This is a genomic window from Streptomyces violaceus (assembly GCF_036014075.1).
GTDB classification, from domain to species: Bacteria; Actinomycetota; Actinomycetes; order Streptomycetales; family Streptomycetaceae; genus Streptomyces; species Streptomyces violaceus.
In genome coordinates this window covers 6,631,116-6,645,603 of record NZ_CP107911.1, presented here as the reverse complement: position 1 = coordinate 6,645,603, position 14,488 = coordinate 6,631,116, and the positions used below count along the sequence as shown (strand labels likewise).

General features: G+C 71.5%; 15 protein-coding genes. 4 read left to right on the top strand and 11 right to left on the bottom strand.

Annotation, left to right across the window (positions count from 1 at the left end; translation table 11 throughout):
- Positions 1–91: 91 nt before the first annotated feature.
- Positions 92–1,444 (bottom strand): class II 3-deoxy-7-phosphoheptulonate synthase, encoded by a 1,353-nt coding sequence (locus OG542_RS29860; RefSeq protein WP_311125224.1) that lies wholly within the window; start codon positions 1,442–1,444, stop codon positions 92–94.
- A gap of 96 nt (positions 1,445–1,540) precedes the next feature.
- Between OG542_RS29860 and OG542_RS40775 the strand changes: the two genes are divergently transcribed.
- Together OG542_RS40775 and OG542_RS29855 are read left to right on the top strand one after the other, a co-directional pair.
- Positions 1,541–1,597 carry a trp operon leader peptide gene (locus tag OG542_RS40775; RefSeq protein WP_082319877.1) on the top strand — a complete coding sequence of 19 codons (57 nt, stop codon included), beginning with the start codon at positions 1,541–1,543 and terminating at the stop codon, positions 1,595–1,597.
- Positions 1,598–1,723: 126 nt separating this feature from the next.
- Complete coding sequence (locus OG542_RS29855; RefSeq protein WP_328414812.1) at positions 1,724–3,580, top strand: anthranilate synthase family protein; 1,857 nt, start codon at positions 1,724–1,726, stop codon at positions 3,578–3,580.
- A 39-nt stretch (positions 3,581–3,619) separates the two neighbouring features.
- Here the strand turns inward: OG542_RS29855 and OG542_RS29850 are convergent, their stop codons facing one another.
- The 4 genes from OG542_RS29850 to OG542_RS29835 are packed head-to-tail and all read right to left on the bottom strand — an operon-like array spanning position 3,620 to position 7,474.
- Positions 3,620–4,648, bottom strand: coding sequence for a 6-phosphofructokinase (locus OG542_RS29850; RefSeq protein WP_193480507.1), 1,029 nt, complete (start codon positions 4,646–4,648; stop codon positions 3,620–3,622).
- Between the two features lie 52 nt (positions 4,649–4,700).
- Positions 4,701–5,402, bottom strand: coding sequence for a response regulator transcription factor (locus OG542_RS29845; protein WP_311125227.1), 702 nt, complete (start codon positions 5,400–5,402; stop codon positions 4,701–4,703).
- Positions 5,399–6,625, bottom strand: a complete 1,227-nt coding sequence (gene macS / locus OG542_RS29840; protein WP_328414809.1) for a MacS family sensor histidine kinase — start codon at positions 6,623–6,625, stop codon at positions 5,399–5,401. Before macS ends, OG542_RS29845 begins: the two co-directional genes overlap by 4 nt.
- A gap of 27 nt (positions 6,626–6,652) precedes the next feature.
- Positions 6,653–7,474: a lysophospholipid acyltransferase family protein gene (locus OG542_RS29835; protein ID WP_311125229.1), complete on the bottom strand. Its 822-nt coding sequence runs from the start codon at positions 7,472–7,474 to the stop codon at positions 6,653–6,655.
- Between the two features lie 202 nt (positions 7,475–7,676).
- Between OG542_RS29835 and OG542_RS29830 the strand changes: the two genes are divergently transcribed.
- Together OG542_RS29830 and OG542_RS29825 are read left to right on the top strand one after the other, a co-directional pair.
- A complete protein-coding gene (locus tag OG542_RS29830) occupies positions 7,677–8,474 on the top strand; it encodes an alpha/beta hydrolase (RefSeq protein WP_328414806.1) in 798 nt (265 codons plus the stop codon).
- Complete coding sequence (locus tag OG542_RS29825) at positions 8,467–9,099, top strand: hypothetical protein (RefSeq protein WP_328414804.1); 633 nt, start codon at positions 8,467–8,469, stop codon at positions 9,097–9,099. Before OG542_RS29830 ends, OG542_RS29825 begins: the two co-directional genes overlap by 8 nt.
- Here the strand turns inward: OG542_RS29825 and OG542_RS29820 are convergent.
- The 6 genes from OG542_RS29820 to OG542_RS29795 form a co-directional block, all read right to left on the bottom strand.
- Positions 9,096–9,842 (bottom strand): endonuclease/exonuclease/phosphatase family protein, encoded by a 747-nt coding sequence (locus OG542_RS29820; protein WP_328414802.1) that lies wholly within the window; start codon positions 9,840–9,842, stop codon positions 9,096–9,098. The two genes, OG542_RS29825 and OG542_RS29820, sit on opposite strands and share 4 nt — an antisense overlap.
- Positions 9,843–9,952: 110 nt before the next feature.
- Positions 9,953–10,906 (bottom strand): ROK family glucokinase, encoded by a 954-nt coding sequence (locus OG542_RS29815; protein ID WP_215121994.1) that lies wholly within the window; start codon positions 10,904–10,906, stop codon positions 9,953–9,955.
- Between the two features lie 144 nt (positions 10,907–11,050).
- Positions 11,051–11,551 carry a DUF5304 domain-containing protein gene (locus OG542_RS29810; RefSeq protein WP_193480500.1) on the bottom strand — a complete coding sequence of 167 codons (501 nt, stop codon included), beginning with the start codon at positions 11,549–11,551 and terminating at the stop codon, positions 11,051–11,053.
- A gap of 57 nt (positions 11,552–11,608) precedes the next feature.
- Positions 11,609–12,778: an ArsA family ATPase gene (locus tag OG542_RS29805; protein ID WP_311125233.1), complete on the bottom strand. Its 1,170-nt coding sequence runs from the start codon at positions 12,776–12,778 to the stop codon at positions 11,609–11,611.
- Between the two features lie 128 nt (positions 12,779–12,906).
- Positions 12,907–13,344: an SRPBCC family protein gene (locus tag OG542_RS29800; protein ID WP_261680591.1), complete on the bottom strand. Its 438-nt coding sequence runs from the start codon at positions 13,342–13,344 to the stop codon at positions 12,907–12,909.
- A gap of 111 nt (positions 13,345–13,455) precedes the next feature.
- Positions 13,456–14,211: a metallophosphoesterase family protein gene (locus OG542_RS29795; protein ID WP_311130270.1), complete on the bottom strand. Its 756-nt coding sequence runs from the start codon at positions 14,209–14,211 to the stop codon at positions 13,456–13,458.
- Positions 14,212–14,488 lie beyond the last annotated feature (277 nt).

Here is a 14,488-nt window from a genome sequence, read left to right as displayed (position 1 = left end):
CTTACCCGCCGGGTGGGAGCCACAAAAGTGGAGAGGGGCGCGGATCGTGTGATCCGCGCCCCAGTCCATGCCCGGGTAACAGGCGATCCCGTTACTGGTCCCTGTACATCTCGGCCACGAGGAACGCCAGGTCGAGCGACTGGCTGCGGTTGAGCCGCGGGTCGCAGGCCGTCTCGTAGCGCTGGTGCAGATCGTCGACGAAGATCTCGTCGCCGCCGCCCACGCACTCGGTGACGTCGTCGCCGGTCAGCTCCACGTGGATGCCGCCCGGGTGGGTGCCGAGCGCCTTGTGGACCTCGAAGAAGCCCTTGACCTCGTCGAGCACGTCGTCGAAGCGGCGGGTCTTGTGCCCGGAGGCCGCCTCGAAGGTGTTGCCGTGCATCGGGTCGGTCACCCAGGCCACGGTGGCGCCCGAGGCGGTGACCTTCTCGACCAGCTCCGGGAGCTTGTCGCGGACCTTGTCGGCGCCCATGCGGACGATGAAGGTCAGCCGACCCGGCTCACGCTCCGGGTCGAGGCGCTCGATGTACTGCAGCGCGTCCTCGGCCGTGGTCGTCGGACCCAGCTTGATGCCGATCGGGTTGCGGATCTTCGAGGCGAACTCGATGTGCGCGTGGTCCAGCTGCCGGGTGCGCTCGCCGATCCACACCATGTGCCCGGAGACGTCGTACAGCTGCCCGGTGCGCGAGTCGACCCGGGTCAGGGCGGACTCGTAGTCGAGCAGCAGCGCCTCGTGCGAGGCGTAGAACTCGACCGTCTTGAACTCCTCCGGGTCGGCCCCGCAGGCGTGCATGAAGTTCAGCGCCTGGTCGATCTCGCGGGCGAGCTGCTCGTAACGCTGCCCCGACGGGGACGACTTCACGAAGTCCTGGTTCCAGGCATGCACCTGGCGCAGGTCGGCGTAGCCGCCGGTGGTGAAGGCGCGCACCAGGTTCAGCGTGGAGGCGGACGCGTGGTACATCCGCTTCAGGCGCTCGGGGTCCGGGATACGGGCGGCCTCGTTGAAGTCGAAGCCGTTGACCGAGTCGCCGCGGTAGGTCGGCAGGGTCACGCCGTCGCGGGTCTCGGTGCCCTTGGAGCGCGGCTTGGAGTACTGGCCGGCGATCCGGCCGACCTTCACCACGGGCACGGACGCGGCGTACGTCAGCACGGCGCCCATCTGGAGCAGCGTCTTCAGCTTGTTGCGGATGTGGTCCGCGGACACGGCGTCGAAGGCCTCGGCGCAGTCGCCGCCCTGGAGAAGGAACGCCTCTCCCTTGGCGACGGCCGCCATCCGGGCGCGCAGCTGGTCGCACTCGCCCGCGAAGACGAGCGGCGGATACGACTCGAGTTCCGCAACGACTGCGCGCAGAGCCTCGGTGTCGGGGTACTCGGGCTGCTGCGCCGCGGGCAGGTCTCGCCAGGTGTTGCCAGCACTCGCGCTGGTCTTAGCGTTCACGGTCACGACCTCAACATTACGGGGTCGTGTCGGGCGTCCTGACCCATGCCCAGCAATTGAGACACGGTGTACACCCCTCGGACTTGGGATAAGGTGCCTCGCATGTTCGCGCACTCGATCCAGACCTGGTGGTGGACCGCTCATCCGGCGGCCCACTGACTGCGCGTACGACTGACTTCGCGAAGGCCGCCCGAGGGGCGGCCTTCGGTGTTTCCCGGGGTCGCTCCTCTCCCACTGAATCCCACCGGATCCCGCGCTGGATCCTCGGAGAAGGAGCACGGACCCATGAACCTGCTCGGCTTGCCGGACGACTCCCGCCCGTTCGCCCTGCTGCGCCGCCGCACCCCGGGCCAGGACCACGAGCGGGTCGAGGTCCTGATCGGCCCGGTCGCCACGTACGACCGTCTCGCCGACCTCCCCGACGAGGGCCTCGCGCTCGTCCCCTTCCGGCAGATCCGCGAGCGCGGCTTCGACGTCCGCGACGACGGCACGCCCCTGGCGGTGCTGACGCCCGAGGAGTCGTACGAGATCCCGCTGGCCGACGCCCTGGAACAGCTCCCCGGGCATGACGTGCGGGTCGAGGGCGGCGGCTTCGACGTGGCCGACGAGGAGTACGCGGAGATCGTCGGGCGCGTGCTGCGGGAGGAGATCGGGCGGGGCGAGGGCGCGAACTTCGTGATCCGGCGGACGTACGAGGGCGAGATCCCCGGGTTCGGCCGCGCCGACGCGCTGGCGCTGTTCCGGCGGCTCCTGGAGGGCGAGCGGGGCGCGTACTGGACGTTCGTCGTGCACACCGGGGACCGGACGCTGGTCGGGGCGAGCCCGGAGGTGCACGTCCGGATGTCCGGCGGCACGGTCGTCATGAACCCGATCAGCGGTACGTACCGCTATCCCGCCGAGGGGCCCACGCCCGAGCATCTGCTCGGCTTCCTCGCCGACGGCAAGGAGATCGAGGAGCTGTCGATGGTCGTCGACGAGGAGCTCAAGATGATGTGCACCGTCGGCGACATGGGCGGGGTCGTGGTCGGGCCCCGGCTGAAGGAGATGGCGCACCTCGCGCACACCGAGTACGAGCTGCGCGGGAAGTCCTCGCTGGATGTGCGGGAGGTGCTGAAGGAGACCATGTTCGCGGCGACCGTCACCGGCTCGCCGGTGCAGAACGCCTGCCGGGTGATCGAGCGGCACGAGGTCGGGGGGCGTGGCTACTACGCCGGGGCGCTGGCGCTGCTCGGGCGGGATTCCGGCGGGGCGCAGACCCTGGACTCCCCCATCCTCATCCGTACCGCCGACATCGATGCGGACGGCGGGCTGCGGGTTCCGGTGGGCGCCACGCTCGTGCGCGGGTCCGACCCGGACAGTGAGGTCGCGGAGACGCACGCGAAGGCGGCGGGCGTGCTGGCGGCCCTGGGCGTACGGCCGGGCAGGCCGCGTGCGGAGTCCGTACGGCCGAAGCTGGACGACGATCCACGCGTGCGTGCCGCGCTCGACGGGCGCCGGGCGTCGCTGGCGCCGTTCTGGCTGCGGATGCGGGAGCGGTCCGAGGGGCTCGCCGGACACGCCCTGGTCGTCGACGGCGAGGACACCTTCACGGCGATGCTCGCGCATGTGCTGCGGTCGAGCGGTCTGGAGGTGACCGTCCGGCGGTACGACGAGGAGGGGCTGCGGGAGGCGGTGCTCGCGCACGAGGGGCCGGTCGTGCTCGGGCCGGGCCCGGGTGACCCCGCCGATGTCACCGACCCCAAGATGCGGATCCTGCGGAACCTCACCGCCGAGGTCCTCCGCGGCCATCCGCACGGCGTGCTCGGCGTCTGCCTCGGGCACGAGCTGATCGCGGCCGAGCTGGGGCTGGAGATCGTACGGAAGGACGTGCCGTACCAGGGCGCGCAGACGGAGATCGAGCTGTTCGGGCGGCGCGAGACCGTCGGCTTCTACAACAGCTTCGTGGCGCGCTGCGACGAAGAGGCACTCCAGGAGCTGGCCGCGCACGGCGTCGAGGTCAGCCGGGCCGCGAACGGAGAGGTGCACGCGATGCGCGCGCCCGGGTTCGCCGGTGTGCAGTTCCATCCGGAGTCGATCCTGACGCTGAACGGCGCGGCGGTCGTGCGGGAGCTGGTCGGGCAGCTGCGCAACACGACCGTGTAGCCGTCCGGGGGCCGGCGCCCCCGGACGTCCGTTTCCCGGTCAGCCGAAGAAGACGCCGACCTCCTCGTACAGCGTGGGGTCCACCGTCTTCAGGCGGGCCGTCGCGTCGGCGATCGGGACCCGGACGATGTCCGTGCCGCGCAGGGCGACCATCGTGCCGAAGTCGCCGTCGCGGACGCAGTCGATGGCGTGCAGGCCGAAGCGGGTGGCGAGCCAGCGGTCGAAGGCGCTGGGCGTGCCGCCGCGCTGGACGTGGCCCAGGACCGTGGTGCGGGCCTCCTTGCCGGTGCGCTTCTCGATCTGCTTGGCCAGCCACTCGCCGACGCCGGAGAGGCGGACGTGCCCGAAGGAGTCCAGCGACTGGTCCTTGAGGACCATGTCGCCGTCCTTCGGCATCGCCCCTTCGGCGATGACCACGATCGGCGCGTACGACGCCTTGAAGCGGGACGTCACCCAGGCGCAGACCTGCTCGACGTCGAAGCGCTGCTCGGGGATGAGGATGACGTTCGCGCCGCCGGCCAGGCCCGAGTGGAGGGCGATCCAGCCGGCGTGCCGGCCCATCACCTCGACGACCAGGACCCGCATATGGGACTCGGCGGTGGTGTGCAGCCGGTCGATCGCCTCGGTCGCGATGCCGACCGCGGTGTCGAAGCCGAAGGTGTAGTCGGTGGCGGACAGGTCATTGTCGATCGTCTTCGGGACGCCGACGCAGGGCACGTCGTACTCGTCGGACAGCCGGGCGGCCACGCCGAGGGTGTCCTCGCCGCCGATGGCGATGAGCGCCTCGACCTCCAGTTCGGCGAGGTTCTCCTTGATACGGCGGATGCCGTTCTTCTCCTTCAGAGGATTGGTCCGGGAGGAGCCGAGGATGGTGCCGCCGCGGGGCAGGATGCCGCGCACGGCGGGGATGTCGAGACGGACGGTGTCGCCTTCCAGGGGACCGCGCCAGCCGTCCCGGAAGCCGGTGAAGTCGTAGCCGTACTCCTGCACGCCCTTGCGGACGATCGCCCGGATGACGGCGTTGAGCCCGGGGCAGTCGCCGCCTCCGGTCAGTACTCCGACCCGCATGGAATGTCCCTTCGCAGCAGGTGCCTGACGAAGGGTCAGTGTGGCGCGCGTCTCACTCGTCGTCGAGGCCGCGTTCTATCGCATACCTGACCAGCTCCACGCGGTTGTGCAACTGGAGCTTGCCGAGGGTGTTCTGGACGTGGTTCTGCACCGTGCGGTGGGAGATGACCAGGCGTTCGGCGATCTGCTTGTAGCTCAGGCCCTTCGCGACCAAGCGCAGCACCTCGGTCTCGCGGTCGGTGAGCCGGGGCGCCTTCGGTTCGTCGGTGTCGGGAGCGGGGGCGGGCTCGGAGGCCAGGCGGCGGTACTCGCCGAGGACCAGCCCGGCGAGGCCGGGGGTGAAGACCGGGTCGCCGACGGCCGTGCGGCGCACCGCGTCCTGGAGTTCCCCGGTGGAAGCCGACTTCAGCAGGTAGCCGGTCGCGCCGGACTTCACGGCCTCCAGGACGTCGGCGTGCTCACCGCTGGCGGACAGCACGAGGACGCGCAGCGCGGGATTGGCGGCGACGACCTCCTTGCAGACCTGGACGCCGGGCTTGGCGGGCAGGTTCAGGTCCAGCACGAGGACGTCGGGTGCGGCGGCCTTGGCACGGCGCACGGCCTGGTCGCCGTCGCTGGCGGTGGCGACCACCTCGAAGCCCGACTCGGCCAGGTCACGGGCGACCGCGTCGCGCCACATGGGGTGGTCGTCGACCACCATGACCTTGATCGGGTCCTTGGCCGGGTCCCCCAGGTTCTCCGTGGTCTCCGTCATCGTTGCTCCGCCTTCCCCCGTGCGTCCGTCACGTCCTTCGGTACCTTCAGCTCGACCTCCGTGCCCTGGCCCGGCACCGAGATCAGGTCCGCGCTGCCGCCGAGGTCGCGCAGCCGGCCGCGGATCGACAGGGCGACGCCGAGCCGGCCCTCGCCCTCGGCCTGGGCGAGCCGGCCCTGCGGGATGCCGGGTCCGTCGTCCCGGACGGTGACGATCACCTCGTCCGGCTCGTCCTCGACCAGGATCCACGCACGCGCCTGCTCCCCGGCGTGCCTGCGGACATTGTCCAGGGCGGCCCCGACGGCCGCTGCCACCTCGCGGGCGGCGACCGGGGCCAGCGGCACGGGCGCGCCGGGCTCGGCGAGGCTGACCTTGGCCCCGGCGTACGGCGCGAGCAGGGCGCGCAGGTCGACGGGTCCGCTCTGCGGCGGCTCCTCGTCGACGGACCTGACGACCGCTCCCTCGGCGGCGTCCTCCGAGACCCGGGAGACGGGCACGAGCCCGCCGGAGACCAGGGTGCGCAGCGCGACCTCCTGCTCGCCGGCCATCCGGCCCAGCTCGGCCGCCTCGCCGCCGATCACCGCCCCGCGCCGCTGCACCATCGCCAGCACCTGGAGCACGCTGTCGTGGATGTCCCGGGCGAGCCGCTCCCGCTCCCTGGTGGCGGCCTCGATCTCCAGGGCACGGGCGAGGGTGCGCTCGGAGGCGCGGGCGACCTCGACGACGTAGCCGATGGCGATGGAGGCGATGCAGACGAGGATGACGTTGTGGACGGTGTCGCGGGCCGGGGTGCCGCGTTCGACCAGGTTGGCGACGGCCACGAGGCCGGAGGCCAGGGCCGCCCAGCGCCAGCCGCCCTTGACGGCGAAGGCGAGGACGGCACCGGCGGTCCATATCGACGGCAGGGTCGGGCCGCCCGCCTGGACCCGCTCGTGGGCGTCGGCGACGGGCGTGAGCAGGATGCCGGTGATGGCGACCGTGAGGTCGGCGGCGAGGAACCGCTTGGTGCAGCGGGCGGCGTTCGCGACCCGGGGCAGTGTGGCCAGGGTCCAGGCCCCCAGCACGGCGTAGTAGGCGACGGCGACCCAGGGGCGGGCGAACTCCTCGTAGGCGGTGGCGAACAGGCCGACCGCGTACAGCATCGTGAGCACGCGATAGGCGGTCAGCGCACGCCACAGCGGCTGCTCGACCGACATCCTCATGACTCGCTCGCGCTTGGCCATATCCCCGCCCCCGGCTTCAAGCCCCGACTAGGGCTCGGTCCGCCGCTGCTCCGTCTGGTCCTTCTCGGCCTGTTCCCGCTCGGCCCGTTCCCGCTCGGCCTTCTCTTTCGCGGCCTGTTCCTTCTCCGCCCGCGCGAGTGCGGCCTTCGCCGCCTTCTCGGCTTCCTTCTCCGCCTTCGCCGCGTCCGCGAGCTGCCGCTTCATGGCCGTCGCGTACATGTCGACGTACTCCTGGCCGGAGAGCTTCATGATCTCGTACATGACCTCGTCGGTCACCGCGCGCAGCACGAAACGGTCGTGCTCCATGCCCTGGTAGCGGCTGAAGTCCAGGGGCTTGCCGATCCGGATGCCCGGGCGCATCAGCTTCGGCATGACCTTGCCGGGCGGCTGGATCTTCTCCGTGTCGATCATGGCGACGGGGAGGACGGGGGCGCCGGTGGCGAGGGCCACGCGCGCGAGGCCGCCCGGCTTGCCCCGGTAGAGCCGCCCGTCGGGCGAGCGCGTCCCCTCCGGATAGATACCGAACAGCTCGCCCCGCTCCAGCACGTCTATGCCGCTCTTGATGGCGGCCTCACCCGCGCCGCGCGCACCGGAGCGGTCCACGGGCAGCTGGCCGACGCCCTTGAAGAAGGCGGCCGTGAGCCGGCCCTTCACCCCGGGGGTGGTGAAGTACTCGGCCTTCGCGATGAACGTGACCTTGCGGTCCAGGACCGCGGGCAGGAAGAACGAGTCCGAGAAGGACAGGTGGTTGCTCGCCAGGATCGCGGCGCCCTCGGCGGGAACGTTCTCCAGGCCTTCCACCCAGGGCCTGAAGGCGACCTTCAGCGGTCCCCCAACAGCGACCTTCATCGCGCCGTACAACAACCGAGTGCCTCCTGTATGTGTCGCTCAGACCTTAACCCGGGGCGCCGTCAAAGGCGCCGACGGCCCTGGTCGGTGTCAGTGCGGTCGCGTACGGTGAAGGTCCCGCGAACGACGTGCGACCCCTTCCATGACGTTCCGTGACATTCCGTGATCGTGTCAGTCCCTTCTCACGACCAGGAGGCCGAAGGTGCCGGTCCTTTCCGGAGCCGAGCCGTTTCGCCACGAGGGCGGGGAGGTCGCCGTCCTCCTCTGCCACGGTTTCACCGGATCACCGCAGTCGCTGCGGCCCTGGGCGGAGCATCTCGCCGAGCGCGGCCTGACCGTCTCCCTGCCGCTGCTGCCCGGGCACGGCACCCGCTGGGAGGACCTGCGGATCACCGGCTGGCAGGACTGGTACGCGGAGGTGGACCGCGAGCTGCGCCTCCTGTGCGAGCGCCGCGAGCACGTGTTCGTGGCCGGTCTGTCCATGGGCGGCGCCCTGGCCCTGCGCCTGGCCGCGAAGCACGGCGACGCCGTCAGCGGCGTGGTGGTCGTCAACCCCGCGAACAAGGTGCACGGCCTGGCCGCGCACGCGCTCCCGGTGGTCCGCCACCTCGTCCCCGCGACGAAGGGCATCGCCAGCGACATCGCCAAGCCGGACAGCCGGGAGCTGGGCTACGACCGGGTCCCGCTGCACGCGGCGCACTCCCTGCGCCAGTTCTTCCAGATCACCGACCGCGAGCTGCCGCAGGTCACGCAGCCGGTGCTGCTGCTGCGCAGCCCGCAGGACCATGTGGTGCCGCCGGCCGACTCGGCCCGTATCCTCAGCCGCATCTCGTCGACCGATGTGAAAGAGGTCGTCCTGGAACAGAGCTACCACGTCGCCACGTTGGACCATGACGCGGGCCGGATCTTCGAGGAGAGCGTCGAGTTCATCGGCCGGCTCACGTCCGGCCTCGGCAGCGAGCCCGGTCTCGGCAAGGAAGGGACGACCGCAGGTGGCTGAGCACGACTCGGACCGCGAGGACCGCGAGCCGGACGAGCAGGGCGTCCCGTTCGACGAGGAGGCCGCCTGGGCCGCGATCGTCGCCGCGTACGGCGACGAGCCGCCGGACCCGCCGGGCGCCAAGCCGTTCAAGTCGATCGAGGACCTGGCGCTGCTCGAGTCTCCGACCAACGACGACCGGGTGGACACGGCCGGTGAGGCCGCGAAGCCCGCTGAGCCCGAGGGACCGGAAGCCAAGGGGGCCGGGGACAAGCCGGCCACCCCGGCCGCCCCGGCCACGCCGCTGGGCGGCTCCGTCTCCTTCGCACCCGGCGTCGGCCCGCGCGACTACTCCGCGCCCGAGCCCGCCGAGGACGACTTCGACGAGGACGACGAAGGCCACTTCGTGCCGCCGGAACCGCCCCCGCTGCCGGAGGCCGACGTCACCGCGAAGTTCGCCTGGCTGGGTGTGCTAGGCGGGCCGGTCCTGCTGTTGCTGGCCGTGGTGCTCGGCTGGGACATGACCTGGTGGCTGGCCACGGCGGGGATCGGCGGGTTCCTCGGCGGGTTCGCGACGCTGGTGATGCGGATGCGGACGGATGATGACGAGGACGACGAGGACCCGGGGCGCGGGGCGGTCGTCTAACTTGCCGGCACCTTGAGGGCGGCCAGGACCGGCAGGTGGTCCGTGGCCGCCCTCAGGTCTGGCCCGGTCACCCCGGGGTGATCGGCCGGCACGCCGCAGCCCAGCACCTCGATGCCCTTGGTCGCGAAGATCGCGTCGATGCGCTGGTAGGGGTCGGCGGGGGTCCAGGTGTGCTCTCCGCCCCAGGGCGCGGCGGCCCAGCAGTCGGTGAGACCGTCGGTCAGCCGGCGGAAGGTGCGGCCGTCGGGGCGCTCGTTCAGGTCACCGCCGGCGATCGCGTGCTCCACGCCCATCCCGGCGAGCCGGTCCAGGAGCATGCCGCCCTGCTCGTAGCGCTCGTCCTTCTGCAGCGACAGATGACAGCTCAGGACGCCGAGCCGGGCGCCGGCGAACCGGACGACGGCGGTGGCGAAGCCGCGGCGGTGCAGGCCGGGGGTGAGGGGCAGGAGGACGTCCTCCGTGCGCTCGATCGTCGCCCGCAGCGAGCAGAGGATCGCCGGGCCGGCGGCTGTGGCGCCGCCGGTGAGGATGACGAGGTCGGCCGCGCGGGCCAGGCGGGCGAGTTTCTTGCGCCAGCGGAAGAAGCGGGGGGCTTCCTGGACGAGGACCAGGTCGGGTTCGCACGCCCTGATGACACGGGCCAGGGCGGCTGTGTCGTCGCGCATCGAGCGGATGTTGTAGCTGAGGACCCTGATGACCGCGGAACCGTTGGGTTCGGTACGGGAGTTGGGGAGCGGCGCCATGCTGGTCAATTTACGCCCACTAGCTCGGGGCGCGAGGATTGTGCGCGAGTGCCGGTCGTATGTGGCTGATCGCGCAGTTCCCCGCGCCCCTCAAGACAAAAGACAGGGCGTTACATGATCGGGTCGGGTTCCCTGGCCAGGTCCGCTGCTCCCACCAGGCCCGCCTTGTTGCCCAGTTCCGCCGCTCTTACCTCCGCCACCGGGCGCCAGTTGCCGCCGACCAGCCAGCGCTTGTAGGACTTGCGGATCGGGCCGAGGACCAGTTCGCCCTCGTCGGAGAGGCCGCCGCCCACGATGAACGCGGAGGGGTCGAAGAGTGAGGCGAGGTCCGCGAGGCCCGCGCCGACCCAGCGGGCCAGCTCACGGTAGGAGTCGACGGCCACGCGGTCGCCCTGGCGGGCGGCCATGGAGATGTGCTTGCCCTCGATGCCCTCGGGCGTGCCGTTGCCGAGGCCGAGCAGGATCTCGGCGTTCTCCGGGGTGGCGTTGGCGCGCTGCTTGGCGTACCGGACGAGCGCGCGTCCCGAGGCGTACTGCTCCCAGCAGCCCTGCGAGCCGCAGCCGCACAGCAGGCCGTCCGGCACCATGCGGATGTGGCCGAACTCGGCGGCTACGCCGAAGTGCCCGCGGCGCAGCTTGTTGCCGATGATGATGCCGCCGCCCAGGCCGGTGCCCAGGGTGATGCAGATGACGTTGCGGTGGCCCTTGCCCCCGCCGAACTTGTACTCGCCCCACGCCGCGGCGTTCGCGTCGTTCTCGACGACCACCGGAAGGCCCACGCGGGCCTCGACCTTCTCCTTGAGCGGCTCGTTGCGCCAGTGGATGTTGGGCGCGAAGTAGACCTCGGAGCGCTGCCGGTTCACATAACCGGCGGCGCCGATGCCCACGCCGACGATGTCGTGCCCGACGCGGGCGCCTTCCACCGCCGAGGCGATGGCGTCCACGATGCCCTCGGCCGTGCCCGGGGTCGGCACCTTGTGGGTCGAGAGGATGTTGCCTTCCTCATCGACCACGCCGGCCGCGATCTTCGTGCCGCCGATGTCGACGCCGATGGTGAGTCCCATGAATCCCTCAGTTTCGGTCGAGCCCCGCTACGGCCAACGGTACCCGAGGCACTGCCCTCGGGTGCCGGTCGTCCGGCCCCTGGGCACGCCCGGCGGCATCCCGCCGATCGCCGCTCGTACGAGGTCGGGGGCTCGGCCGGGGGCTCAGTCCAGGTCGATGCGCTCTCCGGGGCCGTCGTCGTCGCCCCGGTCACGGCGTTCGTCCAGGTCACGGGGATCGGCGTCGTCCTCGCGGCCAGTCCAGCGCCGCTCCTGGGCCTGCACGGCGGAGCGGTAGGCGGCGAGCAGCTCGTTCCCGGCCGCCGCCAGGTGGTCGAAGACGTCCGGGTTGCGCTCGATGACGGGTTCCACGGCGTCCTTGGCCTGCTGGACGACCTGCCGGACGACCTGTTGGGCGGCGGGCCCCGCGACCGCGCCGAACAGCGGTGACTCGATGCCGGACAGCTTGTCCGCGACGGCGTCGACGAGCTTCTTCAGTTCCTCGGCCGCGGAGCCCGACGGCGGGCCGTACTCGGCACGGCGGCGGGCCTTCTCCGCCTCGAGGTCCTCGGCGCACGCGGTCGCCCAGGCGTCGGCGTCGGTCGCCCGTACCTCGTCCACGGCCTCTTCGCGGGCGGCGTCGGACGGGGGGAGCTCTTCGCTCATGACGGACTCCTGACTACGGTTCGTCTCTACGACGTTACCCGAACGGGCGTACCGCGCTCATCGTGCCTGCGGCCACAGTTTCGGGTCGGGTGCGAAGCGGATGCGCAGCTCGCCCTCGCGCAGGGCCGCCCCGTCGACGGTGCAGCGGCGCAGCGCGGAGGGCAGCGGGACGATACGGCGGAACCGTCCCACGGTGACGACCAGTTCGTCGCCGCGCCGGACGAGATCCAGTTCCTCGCGTATGGCGCCGGGCAGCGGGATCTGCCAGACGAGCACACCGTCCTCGCCGAGCCGGTCGGTCACGGGCCATTCGGCCGGGGAGCCGGCGTCCCCGGCGCCGGGCACCGCGAGGGCGGTGAGGTCGTCGGCGCCGCGCGGGTCGCGTCCGAGATGGGCGACGGCGCGTACGTCGTACGCCTCCCGCCACTCCTCCAGTGTCTTGCGCTGCTGGGCGACCGGCCCGGCGAGCCAGGTGTCCGGGGACACCTCGGGCAGGACGCGGTTGGCGACCACGACGTCGGTGCGCAGGCCGCGAAGGGCGAGGCCGAGGGCGGCGGTACGGACGGCGTCGGCACCGGCCGGGCCGGGCTCGGCGACCAGCCGTACGACGGTGTCGCGGTCGGCGACGACCGCCTCCACGGCCGCCAGCTCCAGATCCCAGCGGCCTGCCGTCTCGTACAGCCACTCGGCGGGCATGGGGACGCCGGCGAGCCGTCCCAGGACGGGGCGCAGGGCGCGGGCGGCCTGCCGTTCGGGCGGCAGCAGACGGCGCAGGTAGCGGCGCAGTTCCTCGGGCAGGGCGAGGAGGGCGAGGGCCTGCGGCGCCGGCGGCAGGTCGACGACGAGGAGGTCGTACGACTCCGACAGGGCCGCGTCGCGCAGGGCGCGCAGCAGGGCGAGTTCCTCCGCGCCGGGCAGCGGGGTGAGTTCCTCGGGGTCCAGCCGGGAGGCGCCGAGAAGGTCCAGGGCGGAGGAGGCACGGTCCTGAAGGGCGGTGAGGTCCCTGCGGAAATCCTGCGCGGGGTCGGGCCGCCAGGCGGTGAGGCTCGGTGCGGCTTCGACGGGGGTGGGGCCCGTGCCGATCCCCAGCGCGGCACCGAGGGTGTCGGTGCGGTCGGCGCTGAGGACGAGGGTGTTGGTGCCCTTCGCCGCCGCGGCCAGGGCGGTCGCGGCCGAGAGGGTGGTACGACCGCTACCGCCGGGGCCGGTGATCAGGATGGTGCGCATGGGAATGAACGGTAACCGAGTCGCCCTCAGGGGCGCGGGGCTGCGTTGAACATGCGGCTCCGCCGCGTGGGCGCGACCAGCCACAACGCACCCGCACGCGGCCGCTTACCGGCACCCCGGCGGCGCGATCACGCAGACTCGACCCGCTTCTTCAGCCCGGCCAGCGCCCGGTCGATGATGACCTTCTCGGCCTTGCGCTTGATCATCCCCAGCATCGGGATCTTGACGTCCACGGTCAGCACGTACGTGACCTCCGTACCCCCCGCCCCGGCCGGCTTGAGGAGGTACGAGCCGTCCAGAGACCGCAGCATCTGGGACTTCACCAGCGTCCAGGACACCTCGTTCTCGCCGGTCCAGGTGTATCCGAGCACCTGGTCGTCCTTGATCGCACCCGCGTCCATGACGAGGCGGACCTGCTCGGCGCGGCCCTGCTCGTCGGTCTTGAGGACCTCCGCCTCCTTCACCTCGCCGGTCCAGTCCGGGTAGCGGGCGAAGTCGGAGATGACCGCCATGACGTCGGCCGGGGCTGCCTCGATGGTGATGCTCGAGCTGGTGTGTTCCGCCATCGCCGTGGCTCCTCCAGATACGGGCCGGTAAGACGTCGTCGTGCGCACGTGTGTGCAGCGTGAAGGCTACCGCGCACAGGACCCGCCGATCTCACCCGACCTGGGACGGCCTCACCATTCCAGCGCCCAGGGCGTCCCGGTCCCCGCGAAGTGCCCCACATTCACGCACTCGGTGGCCCCGATCCGCATCCGCGGCGTGAGCGGCTGGTGCACGTGCCCGAACAGGGCGTACCGGGGCCGGGTGCGGTGGATGGCGTCCAGCAGGGCGCGGCTGCCCCGCTCGAAGCGGCGGGCGACGGTGTCGTAGACCAGCTCTGGAACCTCGGGCGGGATGTGCGTGCACAGCACGTCGACCTCGCCCACGGCCTCGATCTTGGCCGCGTACTCCTCGTCGCTGATCTCGTACGGCGTCCGCATCGGTGTGCGCAGGCCGCCGCCCACGAAGCCGAAGACCCGGCCGCCGATCTCGACGCGCTCGCCGTCGAGGACGGTGGTGCCGGGCCCGGCGTACTCCTGCCACAGCGGCGGCATGTCGACGTTGCCGTAGGTCGCGTACGTAGGGGTGGGGAACGCGGCGAACATCTCGGCGTACTGCTTGCGCACCGCCTGCTCGATGACCGAGGCCCGGTCCTCGCCGACCCCGGCCCACAGCCGGGCCCCGAGCTCCCGCGCCTCCTCGAAGCGGCGGGCGGTGCGCAGCGCCACGAGGCGGTCGGCGTTCTCGACGCCGAACAGGTCGGGGAAGATGCCGCGGGAGTGATCGGCGTAGTCGAGGAAGAGGACGAGATCGCCCAGGCAGATCAGGGCGTCGGCGCCCTCGCCGGCCCTGGCCAGGTCACGGGCGTTGCCGTGCACGTCGCTCACCACGTGCACGCGTGTCCTGTGGTCTCCGGCTGGTGTGGATGCCATGGCGATCAAGAGTAGGCCGAGCGCTGTCCTTGTGAACAGTGGCGGCCCTACCTGCGGTTACTGGCCAGTCAGTTAGTGCTTGGACTACTGTGCGCGAAGGAATACCCAACTGTGTGACGCAGCGAACATCTCGACAGGACCCCCTGTCGCACAGGCCATACCGGCGGGTAACGTCCGGGCCGTCCAGTCGTGCTCTGCATTTCAACAAGTGAATGCCTGAGTACCCGCCCGAGCC

What these genes read in the sequence shown, in the direction of transcription:
- OG542_RS29855 (WP_328414812.1), top strand. Translation starts at nt 1,724, where the DNA reads ATGAACCTGCTCGGCTTGCCGGACGACTCCCGCCCGTTCGCCCTGCTG.
- OG542_RS29850 (WP_193480507.1), bottom strand. Translation starts at nt 4,648, where the DNA reads ATGCGGGTCGGAGTACTGACCGGAGGCGGCGACTGCCCCGGGCTCAAC.
- OG542_RS29845 (WP_311125227.1), bottom strand. Translation starts at nt 5,402, where the DNA reads ATGACGGAGACCACGGAGAACCTGGGGGACCCGGCCAAGGACCCGATC.
- macS (WP_328414809.1), bottom strand. Translation starts at nt 6,625, where the DNA reads ATGGCCAAGCGCGAGCGAGTCATGAGGATGTCGGTCGAGCAGCCGCTG.
- OG542_RS29835 (WP_311125229.1), bottom strand. Translation starts at nt 7,474, where the DNA reads ATGAAGGTCGCTGTTGGGGGACCGCTGAAGGTCGCCTTCAGGCCCTGG.
- OG542_RS29820 (WP_328414802.1), bottom strand. Translation starts at nt 9,842, where the DNA reads ATGGCGCCGCTCCCCAACTCCCGTACCGAACCCAACGGTTCCGCGGTC.
- OG542_RS29815 (WP_215121994.1), bottom strand. Translation starts at nt 10,906, where the DNA reads ATGGGACTCACCATCGGCGTCGACATCGGCGGCACGAAGATCGCGGCC.
- OG542_RS29810 (WP_193480500.1), bottom strand. Translation starts at nt 11,551, where the DNA reads ATGAGCGAAGAGCTCCCCCCGTCCGACGCCGCCCGCGAAGAGGCCGTG.
- OG542_RS29805 (WP_311125233.1), bottom strand. Translation starts at nt 12,778, where the DNA reads ATGCGCACCATCCTGATCACCGGCCCCGGCGGTAGCGGTCGTACCACC.
- OG542_RS29800 (WP_261680591.1), bottom strand. Translation starts at nt 13,344, where the DNA reads ATGGCGGAACACACCAGCTCGAGCATCACCATCGAGGCAGCCCCGGCC.